Below are 15,227 nucleotides of genomic sequence, written 5' to 3'. Positions count from 1 at the left end.
ACGACGATGGAAATGAACGGAATGGAGGCACAGTGATCAGGTTTCTGCACACCGCGGACTGGCAGATAGGCACGCAGTTCGGCCAGTTCGAGCCGGACGAAGCGGCACACCTCGCAGAAGCGCGCTTCGAGACCGTGCGCCGGATCGCCGAGGAAGCCACGGCGCGCAAGGTCGACGCCGTGCTGGTCGCGGGCGACGTGTTCGATCAGCAAACCGTCTCGGACACGGTGATTCGCCGTTTGTTCGGCGCGCTGCAAGCATTCTCTGGCGTATGGATCATGCTGCCGGGCAATCACGATGCCGCGCTGGTCGAAAGTGTCTGGACCCGCGCGCAGCGTCTGAACTGCATTGCGCCGAACGTGCGGGTGGTGCTCGAACCCGGCGTGGTGTTGCTCGACGCTAGCCGCTGCGCTGTGCTGAGCGCGCCGCTCACGCAACGCATCACCTACGACGACACGACGGCCTTCTTCGACGCCGCCGAAACGCCGCCCGGCTACTGCCGCGTGGGGCTTGCGCATGGCAGCGTCAGCGGGATCCTGCAGGAGGGCATCGATTCGTCGAATCCGATCGCGCCGACGCGCGCGGCGAGCGCCCGTCTCGACTATCTCGCGCTCGGCGACTGGCATGGCCGCTATCGTGTCGACGAGCGCACCTGGTATGCCGGCACGCATGAGCAGGACCGCTTCCGCGCCAACGATCCGGGCTTCATGCTCGACGTCACGCTGACGGAGCCGGGCGCGCTGCCGGTGGTGGAGGCGGTGCGCGTCGGCAAGTATCAATGGCAGCGGTGGGAAGAAGTGATTTCGGTGCCGACCGATGTGGACGCGCTGAAGGCGCGGCTTGCCGTGTTGGGAGCCGCCGACGTGCTGCGTCTCGTGGTGAGCGGCACGGCCGCGCTGGCCGAGGCCGAAGCGCTTCACGTCGCGGTGGAAGAGGCCCGCGCGCGCGTGCGGGCATTGCGTGCCGAGCTGGGCGGCCTGCAAGTGCTGCCCACCGCAGGCGACCTCGCCGAGCTCGGCGCGCAAAGCGGCTACCTCGCCAAGGTGGTGGCACGTCTGCGCGGCTTGCAGGAAGACCCGCAGGCCGATCCGCAACAGTTGAAGCGCGCGGCGGAGGCGTTGCTGTTGCTTGCGCGCTTGCAACGTGAACTGCCGCGCGAAGCGAGGTCCGCATGAAGCTCGAACGTATCGCGATTCAGGAGTTCAAGCAGTTCACCGGCCGGCTCGTCATCGACGATCTGCAGCCCGGGCTCAACCTGTTCACCGGCCCGAACGAGGCCGGCAAGAGCACGATCGCCGAGGCGGTGCGGGCCGTGTTCCTCGAACGCTATAAGGCCTCGCATCTGAAAGATCTGCTGCCGTGGGGCAAGGCGAGCGGACAGCCCTCGGTCGAAGTGACATTCGACCTCGCCGGCGCCGCGTGCAAGCTGTCGAAGCACTTCGTCACACGGCAGCGCTGCGATCTGAGCATCGGTCAGGCCGTGTTCGGCGAAGACGAAGCCGAAGACAAGCTTGCCGCGCTGCTCGGGTTTTCGCGTTCGGCGCGCGGGCCGCTCAAGGCGGAGAACGCCGGCGTTCCGGGCTTGTTGTGGGTGCAACAGGGTGGCACGCAGGAGGTGCGCGATTCGACCGGCCACGCGGCGCAATATTTGCGCGATGCGCTGTCGCAGCTATCGGGAAGCAACGAATCGGCGGGCGAGGACGCGTTGATCGCAGCGGTGCAGCGTGAGCTTCGGCAGTTGCTGACCGCGCGTACGCAGAAATCCACCGGGCCGCTGGCCGAAGCCGAGCAGGCGTTGGCGGGGCTCATTATCGAGCGGGACGATCTGGAGCAACAGCGCCTGCAGTTCGAAGAAAACATCGCGCGTCTGGCGACGCAGCAGGAAGCTTTCGACGACGCGCAACGCAAGCGGCCCTGGGAGCTGCACGAGCAGAAAGCGGTGCAGGCGCAACAGCGCGCCGATGCCGCCGCGGAACTCGAGCGCGGTCTTCAGGGACTGGTGCAGTCGCTGCAAGTGCATGAAGCGGAACTGGCGCTGTCGTTGCAGCAGGAGCAGGGCGCGACGGATCTGGAAGCCGCGGTCGCCCGCGAGCGGCAACAACTCGACGCGGCGAGAGCCAGCGCGTCGACTGCCCGGCATGAGCACGACGATGCGCTGGCGCGTGTTGCGCAGCTGGAGCAGGCGTATGCCGATGCGAACCGTGCGCTCGAGCTGGCCAATGCCGCCGTCACCGCCGCCGACCTGCGCAGTCAGATCGCGCTGCATCGGGCGGAAAGCGAGCGGCTCGACGCGGCGATTGCCGCCGCGACAACCGCCAACGAGGCGGTGATCGAGGCCACCCGTTCAGCCGCCGCGCTCGAAATCGACGTGACGCAGCTAAAGCGGCTGCAATCCCTCGACACCGAATTGACGGTGCTGCGCGCGCGAACCGAAGCCGCGATGACGCGAATCGAATACCGGCTGAACGGCACGATCACGGTCGGCGATGCGAGCGTGACCGGCGAGGGTGTGCTGCGGCTCGACGAGGAGAAGCGGATCGGCCTTGGCGAACTCGGCGAATTGCGCGTGATCCCGGGCGTGTCCGATCTGTCTGCGCAACTGAGCGGACTGGCGTCGCTCGAGGCCCAGCATGCGCAACTGTTGCAGACGCTGGGTGTCGCATCGCTGGGCGAAGCGCAGGCGCGTCACGAGCAGTGGAAGACGCTCGTCGCGCAGCAGAAAAGCCAGGCGAAGATTCTCGAGGTGCACGCGCCGCACGGCGTCGATGCGTTGCGCGCCGCATTGGCTTCGGCAGCCGTGCGGTTGCAGACATCGAACGAACGTCTGGCGATGTTGCCCGATGCTTGCGCCGCGCCGCCGCTCGACGAGGCACGCCGCGCTGCCGACATCGCCCGCGATGCGCTGGACACCGCCGGAAAAGTGCTGGCGCGGGCCGCTGAAACCAGAACGACCGCCACGGCCACCGCTGATTCGCTCTCCGGGCAGTTGCAGCGCAAAGAGGCGCAACTGAACGACGACGCGTTCTGCCGCAACCGCGCGCTCTGGCAAACGAAAATCGTCGAGCAACGCGTGCAGGTCGAGGCGTTGAAAAAGCAGCTCGCAGGACGCGAGCGCGAACTGGAGGCGGCGCGCCTGGATGACCCGGCGGCCGAGGTGAAACGCTACCGGGCAGCGGCCGAACTCGCGCGCAGCGAACAGCACGAGCGGCAACTGCGGATCGCTCAGTTGCGCAGTCAGCTCGAAACAGTCGGCGCGTCGGGACTCGGCGAGCGTCTCGCCGCGGTGCGAGCCTCGGTGGAGCAGGCCGCGCGTCGCAAGGACGAGCTGAGCTTGCGCGCGAGCGCGTTGAGTCTGCTCGATGAAGTGCTGGTCGACGAACGCGATGCGGCGGTCGCGCAACTGCGCGCGCCGCTGACCGAACGTCTCGGGCATTATCTGAAGCGGATTTTCCCGCACTCGACGATCGCGCTCGGCGACGATCTGAGTCCCGCGACCCTCGATCGCAACGGTCGCGCCCATACGCTCGATGCGCTGAGCTTCGGCACCCGCGAACAGCTCGGCATACTCACGCGGCTCGCGTACGCGGATCTGTTGAAGGCGTCCGGCCGCCCGACGCTACTGATGCTCGACGACGCCGCGGTGCACACCGACGCCGCGCGGCGCGATGCGATCAAACGTGCATTGATCGACGCGGCGACACGTCACCAGATTCTGGTGTTCACGTGCCATCCGGAGCTTTGGGACGATCTCGGCGTGAGGCAGCGGGCGGTGGAGGATTTGAAGGTGGCGGCTTGAGCGGGCGGTGCTCAGCTGCAGTGACATGTGCCGTCGTCAGCCCGCAGTGAGCCCGCAGTCAGCCTGCAGGGCGAGCGTCGATTCACTCATACCACCGCGGCGTATAAACCCACTCGCCAGACTGCCCGTCACCACGAGCAACCCCCCGCGTCGTCGACGACCCGACGATCACCATCGTCCGCATATCCACATCCGACGAGCGAAGTTCGCCGAGCGTGGTCGAACGCAGCGTGCCCCCGGGCCTGCCGACATCGCGCCCGAGCACCACTTTCGTGGCCGCCGCGCGGTATTCCCGCACGATATCCAGCGCCTTGTCCAACTGCCACGGCCGGGCGCGAGAAATCGGGTTGTAGAACGCCATCACGAGATCCGCTTCGGCCGCGTGTCTGAGGCGCGTTTCGATGATCGTCCACGGTTTGAGGTTGTCGGATAGCGACAGCATGCAGAAGTCGTGTCCCAACGGCGCACCGGCCTGCGCCGCCGTGGCCATTGCCGCCGACACGCCCGGCACGATCGAAAGCTCGACGGCGGCCCAGCCGGCGTTCTCCGCGCCGTCCAGTGCTTCGAGCACGGCAGCCGCCATCGCAAACACGCCGGGATCGCCCGACGACACCATGACCACCGAACGTCCCGCGCTCGCCAGTTCGAACGCATGACGCGCGCGTTGCATTTCCTCGCGATTGTCCGTGCCGTGCACGCGCTGATCGGCGTGCAGCGGGCCGGCCATTTTCACGTAGGTGTCGTAGCCGAGGATGTCGGTCGCCTGGTCGAGCGCCGTGCGCGCCGCGGGCACCATCAGATCGGCGCTGCCGGGACCGAGGCCGATCACCGTGAGGCGGCCACGTGCACGGCCGACGCTGGCGGGGTCGATAGCAAGCGGCGCCAACGCCAGCGCGATGCCGGCATCAGCGTCGTCGTGCAGCGTTTCGTAGGGGATGCGCAGCGCGGCGTGCAGCGGGTTACCCGGTGGCTCGCCATCTCCCGCACGCGTCTGGGCGAACCGTAACGGCACGTTCAAACTCGCGGCGGCTTCGGCCAACGCCGGATCGGTCATCCGCTCGGACGAAGCGAGCAGTGCCGCAAGAGAAAGCGTGGCGAGACCCTGCGTGTTCAATGCTTCACGCACACGCCCGGCGATCTGTGCGCCCGAACCCGAGCCCGACCCGGTGAGCGCCGCCACCACGCTTCGCGGATGAATCACCAACTCATCGGTCCGGCCATCCCACGCGCGCGGCGTCACCCGGATCGCGAGACGCGCCGAGTTCGAACGCGGCAGCTGCGCGTTGTCGAGCCACGGCGCTTCGCCTTCGATGCGCGTGCTTTCGCCGGCCAGCAGATCGGACACGAAACGCTTGCCTTGCGCGAGATCGGCGAGCGCATAGCCTTCGGGCGGATTGAGTACGCAAGTGCCGAAGCGCAGTTCCCCGCTCGTCGTGATCGACGGCGGCACGGCCAGCGCCGCAGCGATTTCGCGCGCCATCAGATTGACGCCCGCGAGTCCGCCGAGCAGCGGCACGACCGCGCTGCCGTCTTCGGCGACGGCCAGTACCGGCGGCTCGGTGCCCTTGTTCGACAGCAGCGGCGCGACGCAACGAATCACGATGCCGGCCGCGCACAGCGCGACGATCGGCGTGCCGCGCGCATACAGTTCGCACAGATGCGCGCCGAGTTCGGCGTACGTGACGTCGGCTTCGACACGTCCCTGTAAACCGTGCACCTGCGCACCGGCATAGAGCGCCTGTACGCGCCGCGCGGTCGCCAATGCGCCCGCGCCGAGAATCACGATCGCGGGCGGCGTCATCCTTGCCATTTTTCCCCCGGCACCACGAGCAGCGAGAAATACGGCGACGCCATCGGATCGACTTCCGCCAGCGGCACGATGCGCTGGTTGCTCATCGTCGCGCGTTCGACGTAGAGCGCGCGATCCGCGAGACCGAGTTCGCCCAGCACGCGCCGCACCTTGTCGAAATTGCGGCCGAGTTTCATCACGACGGCGGCGTCGGCATCGGCGAGACGGCGGCGCAATTCGTCTTCGGGCAATACGCCGGAGAGCACCGACAAGCTTTGGTTGCGATACACCAGCGGCGAGCCGAGCACGGCCGCGCCGCCGAGCATCGAGCACACGCCCGGCACCACTTCGGCCTCGAAGCGCGCGGCGAGCCGGTCGTGCAGATACATATACGAGCCGTAGAAAAACGGATCGCCTTCGCAGATCACCGCGACGTCGCGGCCCGCGTCGAGATGGGCGGCGACGACCTCGGCAGCGGTGTCGTAGAAGTCGGCGATGATCGCTTCATACGAAAGCGGCGGCTCGAGCGCTTCGGTCGTGACCGGATAAACGAGCGGCAGATGCTGTTGCGCGTCGTGCAAATGCGCTTCGATGATGCTGAACGCGTTGCCTTTCTTGCCCTTCGCGACGAAGTACGCGACCACCGGCGCGGCCTTCAGCAGACGCAGCGCTTTCAGCGTGATCAATTCCGGGTCGCCGGGACCGACGCCGAGTCCGAACAAACGTCCTTGCACGCTCATTTACTCGACCTCCGTAGCCAGCGCATTGACGGCGGCGGCGGCCATCGCGCTGCCGCCGCGTCTTCCGTGGACCACCACGTAGGGCACGCCGCGGCTGTCTTCGGCGAGGATCGCTTTCGACTCCGCCGCGCCGACGAAGCCGACCGGAAAGCCGAGGATGAATGCAGGCCTGGGCGCGCCGGCGTCGAGCATGTCGAGCAGATGAAAGAGGGCAGTCGGCGCATTGCCGATCACGACGACGCTGCCGGCCAGATGCGGACGCCACAATTCGAGCGCGGCGGCCGAACGCGTGTTGCCGAGTTCGCGCGCCAACGACGCCACGTCCATGTGCGTCAGCGTGCAGATCACTTCGTTGTCCGCGGGCAGGCGGGCTCGCGTGATGCCTTGCGCGACCATCCCTGCGTCGCACAGAATCGGCGCGCCTCGCGCCAGCGCCGTGCGGCCCGCGGTGCCTGCGCCGGCCGAAAAATCCAGATCGTCGATCACGTCGACCATGCCGCAGGCGTGGATCACGCGCACCGCGAGTTTCTCGAGGTCGGCGGGGATGCGCGACAGATCGGCCTCTGCACGAATCGTCGCGAAGGATTGGCGATAGATCTCCTGACCGTCGCGAATGTAATCAAGCATCTAAAAAGGACTCCGGGCCAATTGTTCGAGCATGTCGGCGGCCTGTTCGAGCGTCAGTCGGTGTGCGATGCAGCGGCCGAAATCCGGCGAGGCGTCGCGTCGATACAGGTCGTAGGTGCCGGGTGCCACCGCCAGCAACGTGTACGGCGCGCAATGCGCGGCGGCGCACGAGCGCGGGCAGCCGCTCAGATGGACGTCGACGCCGTCGGGCAGGCGAGCGGCTAGCCGCAGCGCGTCGGCTTTGGTGTCGGCGAGACTTTTTACGCAGCCGGTCGAGCCGGCGCAAGCGATCAAACGTGCGAGGGGCTGCGCGGGATCGCAGGCAAGGCCTAGTCCTTCCAGTTCGGCAAGCACGGCCTGCACGGCCTCTGAGGCGATATCGGGCAGCAGCACGCTTTGCCAGGGCGTCATGCGCAGCGTGCCGTTGCTGTGCTGCCGCGCCAACGCGGCGAGGCCGCGCAGCGTCGCGGCCTCGAGGCGTCCGAGCGGCGGCTGGCCGCCCACGTGCCACGTTCCCGCCACGCGTTGAGGGTGCGCGCCGAGCCGCAACGCGGCATCGGCGGGTGCGCCGCGATGCCAGTCGGCGAGCGACGCATCGCGTGACAGCGGAAAATCGACGTACGTTTGGGCGCGTTGCAATACCGCGTCGACGGAATGCGTGGCGAGCAGATGACGCATGCGCGTGGCGTCGGCGGCGGCCAGATCGAGGAACGTGTGCAGCAGCGCGCGGACCAGCTGAACGACTTCCGCAGGCAAGACGGCGGCGAGGGCGCGTGTGCCGGTCGCGACCGGGTCTTGCGGCGCGTCGGACGAGCCGTTGCCGGCCGCGTGCGCGGCGGTCGCATCGGCCGCTGCGTTGTCGGTTGCATTGGCCGCTGCATTGGCCGCTGCATTGGTCACCGCATTGGCCACCGTAGGCGGACAACCCGCCAGGCCAAAGACGAACCGCACACCGTCGCTCGCCGGCGTCGCCGCGAGCCACACGTCATGCGGATGGTCGAGCCTCGCAAGGCGCTCGCCGCCGTCCAGCAGCAACGCGAATTTCGGCGACAGCGCCGCAAAACGCGCTTCGCCTTGCAGCAGCCCGAGAAGCCCGGCGGTAAGCGGCGTGGTGTCGTACAGCGCGGACGAATCGCGTCCCGCAGCGGGGCTGACCATCACGTTGCGGATATCGTCGGCGGCCGATGCCGACCATACTGCCGCCGCATCCATGCTGCTGGTCGCCGGAGCCGGCCCGAGACCGGACGCCACCAGAGCCTCGATCAACGCCGCTTCGTGCCCGGCTCGCACGCCGCGCACCTGCAGATTCGCCCGGTTGGTCACTTCGATCACACTGGCGGCATGCCGCTCGCTCGCCTCGGCGATCGCGGCTGCCTGCGCGGCGCTCAAGGCGCCGCCGGGTAATTTGATCCGGCAAATCCCGCCGTCGCGCGCGGCGACGATCCGCAACAGCCCCGGACAAGCCGAAGGCCGCGGCGCAAGGGCAGCGGTAGATAAAGCAGCGGAGGGCGCAGCGTGATTCAAGACGGACACCGGGTTTAGCGTCGCGCGACGGCCCGGGGCAACCCACCCAAAGCGGGCATGGCTGCGGCATCGGTACACCCCGCCCGATGCAGGCTGGCACGAACAATCTCGCCGGCAGGTCTCCTGGCTGGCAGGTCACGGTCCGCCGCTGCCTTCCCGGTCGAACCAGTGGCGCGCGGCGCAGGCGGACTCGCTGCATACAGTTGCGGGGGCAGCCACAGTGGCACTGTGTTCCCTCTTCGGCCCCGAAGGGCACCGGCGGCTGTATTATGCCTTTTTTCGAACAGCACAACGAGGCTGGACGCTTTGATCGGCGTGGCACAGCGCATTATTTCAAGATACAGAATGAGGATGGATGCATGCCGGCGTGGCTGACCGTGGTGGGCATAGGCGATGACGGCTTCGCCGGCTTGGGGCGGCCGGCGCGGCGCGCTTTGCTGGAAGCGTCGGTGGTGTACGGCGGCGAGCGGCATCTGGCGATGCTGCCCGCGCGTCTCGGCGCGCGCCGCGCCGCGTGGCCGCGTCCGTTCGATCTCGCGCCTTTGCTGGCGGAGCGCGCCACGCCCGTGTGCGTGCTGGCGAGCGGCGATCCGATGCTGTTCGGCGTCGGTGCGACTCTCGCGCGGCAACTGCCGGCCGGCGAGTTGCGGGTGCTGCCGGCGCCGTCGTCGCTGTCGCTCGCCGCGGCGCGGCTCGGCTGGCCCTTGCAGGACGTCGCGACGGTCTCGCTGGTGGGCCGGCCGCTGGCGACGCTGAACGCCCATCTGCACGACGGCGCACGCGTGTTCGTGCTGAGCGCGGACGGCAGCACGCCCGCGGCGCTCGCCGGCTTGCTGAACGCGCGCGGTTTCGGCGCGACCCGGATGATCGTGCTGGAACACCTGGGCGGCGAGCTGGAGCGCCGGATCGACGGTCGTGCCGATCAATGGCCGGCGGGCGACGTGGCGGCGCTCAATCTGATCGCGCTCGAATGCCGCGCCACGCAGGGCGCGCCGCGTTGGCCGCTGACCTCCGGCTTACCCGACGACGCGTTTCGCCACGACGGCCAGTTGACCAAACGCGACGTGCGCGCGATCACGCTGGCGCGCCTCGCGCCCACGCCCGGCGAATTGCTGTGGGATGTCGGCGCGGGCAGCGGTTCGATCGGCATCGAATGGATGCGCGCGCATCCGGCGTGCCGCGCGATCGCGATCGAGCGGCATGCGGAGCGCCAGCGTTTCATCGAACACAATCGCGATGCGTTGGGCGTGCCGGGTCTGCAACTCGTGGCGGGCCGCGCGCCTGAGGCGCTGGACGGACTGCCGGCGCCGGATGCCGTGTTCATCGGCGGCGGCGTGACGGCGCCGGGCGTGCTGGATGCCTGCTGGGCGCGCCTGCGTGAGGGCGGCCGGCTGGTTGCCAATGCCGTGACCTTGCAGGGCGAGGCGGCGCTGATGGCGTGGCGCGCCCAGCATGGCGGCACGCTCACGCGCATTGCGCTCGCCGACGCGCAACCGCTCGGCGGCTTCGACACCTGGCGTCAGGCATTGCCAATCACGCTGCTCGACGTGACCAGGCCTGCCGGCGATGCCGCGCGCCACCCGCACCCGCACCCGCATCAGCACCAGCACCAGCACCCGCACCCGCATCAGCACCAGCACCAGCACCAGCAACCGTAATGCGCGACGAAACACCCGAACAGCCCGCCTCGCTGCGAAGCGGTTACACGACCGGCAGCTGCGCCACCGCGACGTCGCTCGCGGCGGCGCGTCTGCTGCTCACGGGCATCGTCAGCGAGGTCGCTGAAATTGTTTTGCCCAAGGGCCAGCTTGTGCCGATGCCGCTGGTGTTCTGCCGCCTGACCGCCGACGGCGCCGAAGCCGGCACCGTCAAGGATGCCGGCGACGATCCCGACGTGACGCACGGCGCGATCGTGTTCGCCCGCGTGCGCCTGCGCGCCGAGCCAGGCGTGAGTTTTCATGCGGGACCGGGCGTCGGCACCGTGACGCGCGCGGGTTTGACGCTGCCGGTCGGCGAACCGGCGATCAATCCGGTGCCGCGCCAGATGATGACCGGACATCTGGCCGATCTGGCCGCGGAACACGCTTATGGCGGCGGTTTCGAGGTGACGATCGGCGTCGAAGGCGGTGAAGAGCTCGCGCTGAAGACAATGAACCCGCGTCTGGGCATTCTCGGCGGCCTGTCGATTCTCGGCACCACCGGAATCGTGCGGCCGTTCTCGTGCTCGGCGTATATCGCGTCGATCCATCAGGGCATCGACGTCGCACGCGCGAACGGCTACACGCATCTCGCGGCCTGCACCGGCAACGCCAGCGAAGACGCGATGCGCGCGCATTACGGCCTGCCGGACATCGCGCTGATCGAAATGGGCGACTTTGTCGGCGCGGTGCTCAAGCACATGAAGCGCGCGCCGGTCGAACGCCTGAGCATTTGCGGCGGCTTCGGCAAGCTCAGCAAACTGGCCGCGGGGCATCTCGATCTGCATAGCCGGAATTCGAGCATCGATCTGGCGCAACTGGCCGTGTGGGCGTCCGAACATGGCGCGGACGCCGCCTTGCAGGCGGCGATCCGCGCGGCCAATACGACTCAGCAGGCGATGACATTGGCGCACGCGCAAAACGTCCCGCTCGGCGATATCGTCTGCCGGCATGCGCTTGCGGTGGCACGCGATATCGTGCCGCCGCAGGTCGCCGTCGAGACGTTCGCGATCGACCGCCAGGGCAATCTGATCGGAGCCGCGCGATGATGCGCATCCTGTTGCTCGGCGGCACCGGCGACGCCTTGAAGATCGCGCGTCAACTCGGGCCCGATCACGTGTACAGTCTCGCCGGGCTCGGCAAGGTGCCGGACGATCTGGCGTGTGCGGTGCGCGTCGGCGGCTTTGGCGGCAGTGCGGGAATGGCGCGCTACATCGAACACGAACGCATTGGCCTCGTGATCGACGCGACCCACCCGTACGCCGCGCAAATCAGCGCGAATGCCATGCAGGCGAGCCGTGCCGCGCGGGTGCCGTGCTGGGCGCTGCGCCGCCCGGGCTGGCAGCCGCAAGACGGCGATGCCTGGCGCATGGTCGACGACTGGCGCGAACTGAGCGTGCTGCTCGCCGCGTTCAAGCGGCCGCTCTTCACGCTCGGGCGCGAACCGCTCGCGCATCTCGACGACATCCCGCCGCATCAGTTCTGGACCGTGCGCTGTCTCGATCCGCATGAAGGCAACGCGCGTGCGCGGATTCTGGCAACACGCGGCCCATTCACGCTCGAAGGCGAGCGCGCGCTGTTCAGCGCCGAAGCGTTCGACGTCGTGGTCAGCAAAAACAGCGGTGGCAGCGCCACCGAAGCGAAACTCGAAGTCGCGCGCGAACGCGGCCTGCCGGTCGTGATGCTGCGGCGGCCCGAGTTGCCCGCAGCCGATCGCGAATTCGGCGACGTCGCCGAGTTGCTCGGCGCATGGCGGCGCATCTCCTCCTGAACGGCGCGTCGATGACGTGCCGACCGAATGAATCACGGAGTATGGAATGACGGTGTTTTTTATCGGCGCGGGTCCCGGCGACCCGGAATTGATCACGGTGAAAGGGCAGCGCCTCGTGCGCAGTTGCCCGGTGATCCTGTATGCGGGCTCGCTCGTGCCGGCCGCTGTGCTGGAGGGTCATGCCGCGAACCAGGTCGTCAATACCGCCGAGCTCGACCTAGATCAGATCGTCGCGTTGCTCGAGACGGCGCACGAGAAAGGCCAGGACGTGGCGCGCGTGCACTCGGGCGACCCGTCGTTATACGGCGCGATTGGCGAGCAGATCCGCCGACTGCGCGAGCTGAACATTCCGTATGAGATCGTGCCCGGTGTGACCGCGACCGCCGCGTGCGCGGCGGCGCTCGGCTGCGAACTCACGCTGCCCGGCATTTCGCAAACGCTGATCCTCACGCGCTACGCGAGCAAAACGGCGATGCCCGAAGGCGAGCAATTCGGCGACCTCGCGAGGCATCGCGCGACGATGGCGATTCACCTCGGCGTGCGGCATCTCGCGCGTATCGTCGATGAATTGCGGCCTCATTACGGCGGCGACTGTCCGATCGCGGTGATCTATCGCGCGAGCTGGCCGGATGAAGAGAAGCTCACGGGCACGCTCGACGACATCGTCGGCAAAGTGCATTCGACGCATATCGAGCGCACGGCGCTGATTCTGGTGGGACAGGTACTCGCCGCGGAAGGATTCGCGGAGTCCACGTTGTACGCAAAGGGCTGATCAGCACGCGCAAGTGCAGCCCATCCGCTCGACACTACGATTCGCGGATGGGCTGTGCGAATGGTGAATCACGCTGTCAATTCAGCAGGTCGGGCAGCGGTTTGTTCGTCAGGCTGCTCATTCGCCTGCTCATTAACCTCCTTCATCGCCAGCTTCACGCGCAACGCCTTGGCCGCCTGAACCATATTGGTCAAGGCGGCTTCCGTTTCAGGCCAGCCGCGCGTCTTCAGCCCGCAATCCGGATTGACCCACAGGCGCCCGGCGGGGATCACTTCACACGCGCGTTCCAGCAGCCGCTGCATCGCTTCGGCGCTCGGCACGCGCGGCGAATGGATATCGTAGACGCCCGGTCCGATCTCGTTCGGATACGCGAATTCGCCGAAGCCGTCGAGCAGCTCCATCGCCGAGCGGGAGGTCTCGATCGTGATGACGTCCGCGTCCATGGCGGCGATCGACGGCAAAATGTCGTTGAACTCCGAGTAGCACATGTGCGTGTGAATCTGCGTCTGATCGGAGACGCCCGCCGCCGAAATGCGGAACACGCGCGTCGCCCATTCCAGATACGCGGCCCAATCGGACTTGCGCAGCGGCAAGCCTTCGCGGAACGCCGGTTCGTCGATCTGAACGATGCGGATGCCGGCTTTTTCGAGGTCCATCACTTCATCGCGGATCGCGAGCGCGAGTTGCAACGCGGTGGTGGAGCGCGCCTGGTCGTCGCGCACGAACGACCATTGCAGCATCGTCACCGGGCCGGTCAGCATGCCTTTCATCAGGCGTTGCGTGAGCGATTGCGCGTAGCGGGTCGTCTCTACCGTCATCGGTTCGGGACGATAGACGTCGCCATAGATGATCGGCGGCTTCACGCAGCGCGAGCCGTAACTCTGCACCCAGCCGTTTTCCGTGAACGCGTAGCCCCACAATTGCTCGCCGAAGTATTCGACCATGTCGTTGCGCTCGGCTTCGCCGTGCACCAGCACGTCGAGCCCGAGTTCTTCCTGCTTGCGCACGGCGATTTCGATTTCGGCGCGCATCCGTTGCAGATAGTCGAGCGCGCGCAGTTCGCCGCGTTTGTAGGCTGCGCGCGCCTGGCGGATCGCCGGCGTTTGCGGGAACGAGCCGATCGTGGTGGTCGGCAGCGGCGGCAGGTCGAGCGCTTCGCGCTGCACGCGGTTGCGTTCGGCGAACGGGCTTTTGCGCTCCGCCATCGCGGCAGTCACGGCGGCGACGCGTTTTTGCACCAGCGTATTGACGACCGCGCTCGAATGGCGGCGTGCTTCCAGCGCCTGGTCGGCGGCTGCGAGCTTCGGTTCGGCGGAGGCCGGATCGCGCAAGGCCAGCGCAATCGTGCTGACTTCAGCGAGTTTTTCAGTGGCGAAGGCGAGCCACGATTTCAAGTCGGCGCCGAGCTTCTTCTCCCCATCGAGCGATACCGGCACATGCAGCAGCGAGCACGACGACGCCACCCAGAGACGTTCGCCAAGCTCCGCATGCAGCGCCTGCAACGACTCGACGATACCGCGGAGATCGGCGCGCCAGATATTGCGGCCGTCGATCACACCCGCCGACAACACCGCGTTCGCCGGCAATGCCGTGCGCCAGGCGGCGAGTTGTAGCGGCGCGCGCACCAGATCGATATGGATGCCCGCCACCGGCAGCTTGGCGACGCGCGGCGCATGGTCCGCAGCGGTGTCGAAGTAAGTCGCGAGCAGTACCTTGACGCCTGCTGTGCCGAGCACCTCATAGGCCGCGGACAATGCGTCGAGCCATTCGGCGGGCAGATCGACGCATAACGCCGGTTCATCCAGTTGCACCCATTCGATGCCGCGTTGCTTCAGCTTGTCGAGAATACGGCTGTAGCGGATTACGAGTTGAGGCAGCAGCGATAAGCGGTCGAAACCGGCGACATGACTCTTCGACAGCCACAGATACGTGATCGGCCCGATCAACACCGGCTTGACCGGCAGCTTCAACGCGAGCGCTTCGTCGACCTCGTCGAAAAGCCATTCGACGCCGCCGTTGAAGGTCGTATCCGGTCCGAGTTCCGGCACGAGGTAGTGGTAGTTCGTATCGAACCACTTGGTCATTTCCATCGCCGGTTGCGCGTGATTGCCGCGCGCGAGTTCGTAGTACTGGCCGAGCGACAAAGCCTGGGGATCGAAGCCGAAGCGCTGCGGCAATGCGCCGAGCAGCGTGCTCAGATTGAGCATCTGATCGTAGTAAGCGAAATCGCCGACGGTGACGAAATCCAGTTTGGCGTCGTGCTGCAATTGCCAATGGCGGGCGCGCAATTCTCTCGCGACGCCGCGCAGACAGGTTTCATCGGATTCGCCGCGCCAGAACGATTCCTGCGCGAACTTCAGTTCACGCTGCGCGCCGATGCGAGGAAAACCGGGGATGTGCGTGCGGGCCATATGAGCTCCTTATGCGTTGTATGAATTGGCGCCCAGTTTGAAAGTCGCGCTATGATTCATCAAGCGACATGTTTTCACCAATGTATGAGCCAAATTCATA

General features: G+C 67.1%; 11 protein-coding genes and 1 riboswitch. Of the genes, 6 read left to right on the top strand and 5 right to left on the bottom strand.

From position 1 onward, the window contains the following. Positions 1 to 32 precede the first annotated feature (32 nt). Both DLM46_RS07270 and DLM46_RS07265 read left to right on the top strand, forming a co-directional pair. Complete coding sequence (locus DLM46_RS07270) at positions 33 to 1,175, top strand: metallophosphoesterase family protein (protein WP_115100091.1); 1,143 nt, start codon at positions 33 to 35, stop codon at positions 1,173 to 1,175. After that, positions 1,172 to 3,796, top strand: a complete 2,625-nt coding sequence (locus DLM46_RS07265) for an AAA family ATPase (protein WP_115100090.1) — start codon at positions 1,172 to 1,174, stop codon at positions 3,794 to 3,796. Before DLM46_RS07270 ends, DLM46_RS07265 begins: the two co-directional genes overlap by 4 nt. A gap of 82 nt (positions 3,797 to 3,878) precedes the next feature. On the opposite strand, the gene cobJ is transcribed toward DLM46_RS07265, so the two are convergent. The 4 genes from cobJ to DLM46_RS07245 are packed head-to-tail and all read right to left on the bottom strand — an operon-like array spanning position 3,879 to position 8,485. After that, positions 3,879 to 5,597 carry a precorrin-3B C(17)-methyltransferase gene (gene cobJ / locus DLM46_RS07260; protein WP_115100089.1) on the bottom strand — a complete coding sequence of 573 codons (1,719 nt, stop codon included), beginning with the start codon at positions 5,595 to 5,597 and terminating at the stop codon, positions 3,879 to 3,881. Beyond that, positions 5,594 to 6,325 (bottom strand): precorrin-2 C(20)-methyltransferase, encoded by a 732-nt coding sequence (locus DLM46_RS07255; RefSeq protein ID WP_115100088.1) that lies wholly within the window; start codon positions 6,323 to 6,325, stop codon positions 5,594 to 5,596. Before DLM46_RS07255 ends, cobJ begins: the two co-directional genes overlap by 4 nt. Further along, entirely contained in the window at positions 6,326 to 6,952 is a 627-nt protein-coding gene (locus DLM46_RS07250) for a precorrin-8X methylmutase (RefSeq protein ID WP_115100087.1), read from the bottom strand. Beyond that, positions 6,953 to 8,485: an oxidoreductase gene (locus DLM46_RS07245; protein WP_115100086.1), complete on the bottom strand. Its 1,533-nt coding sequence runs from the start codon at positions 8,483 to 8,485 to the stop codon at positions 6,953 to 6,955. Between the two features lie 87 nt (positions 8,486 to 8,572). Further along, positions 8,573 to 8,751, bottom strand: a riboswitch (cobalamin riboswitch). 84 nt (positions 8,752 to 8,835) lie between these two features. Between DLM46_RS07245 and cbiE the strand changes: the two genes are divergently transcribed. The 4 genes from cbiE to cobM are packed head-to-tail and all read left to right on the top strand — an operon-like array spanning position 8,836 to position 12,716. Next, entirely contained in the window at positions 8,836 to 10,134 is a 1,299-nt protein-coding gene (gene cbiE, locus DLM46_RS07240) for a precorrin-6y C5,15-methyltransferase (decarboxylating) subunit CbiE (RefSeq protein ID WP_244305936.1), read from the top strand. Beyond that, positions 10,134 to 11,222, top strand: a complete 1,089-nt coding sequence (locus DLM46_RS07235) for a cobalt-precorrin-5B (C(1))-methyltransferase (RefSeq protein WP_115100085.1) — start codon at positions 10,134 to 10,136, stop codon at positions 11,220 to 11,222. The genes cbiE and DLM46_RS07235 overlap by 1 nt, the downstream gene beginning before the upstream one ends. Further along, positions 11,219 to 11,944: a cobalt-precorrin-6A reductase gene (locus tag DLM46_RS07230; protein WP_115100084.1), complete on the top strand. Its 726-nt coding sequence runs from the start codon at positions 11,219 to 11,221 to the stop codon at positions 11,942 to 11,944. Before DLM46_RS07235 ends, DLM46_RS07230 begins: the two co-directional genes overlap by 4 nt. A 46-nt stretch (positions 11,945 to 11,990) precedes the next feature. Continuing rightward, positions 11,991 to 12,716 (top strand): precorrin-4 C(11)-methyltransferase, encoded by a 726-nt coding sequence (cobM, locus tag DLM46_RS07225; protein ID WP_115100083.1) that lies wholly within the window; start codon positions 11,991 to 11,993, stop codon positions 12,714 to 12,716. A gap of 68 nt (positions 12,717 to 12,784) precedes the next feature. Here the strand turns inward: cobM and metE are convergent, their stop codons facing one another. Beyond that, positions 12,785 to 15,127 carry a 5-methyltetrahydropteroyltriglutamate--homocysteine S-methyltransferase gene (gene metE, locus DLM46_RS07220; protein ID WP_244305922.1) on the bottom strand — a complete coding sequence of 781 codons (2,343 nt, stop codon included), beginning with the start codon at positions 15,125 to 15,127 and terminating at the stop codon, positions 12,785 to 12,787. Positions 15,128 to 15,227 lie beyond the last annotated feature (100 nt).

The organism is Paraburkholderia lacunae (genome assembly GCF_003353175.1).
Taxonomy (GTDB): domain Bacteria; phylum Pseudomonadota; class Gammaproteobacteria; order Burkholderiales; family Burkholderiaceae; genus Paraburkholderia; species Paraburkholderia lacunae.
The sequence above is the reverse complement of the archived record's forward strand: the minus strand, read 5'-3'. Positions and strand labels throughout refer to the sequence as shown.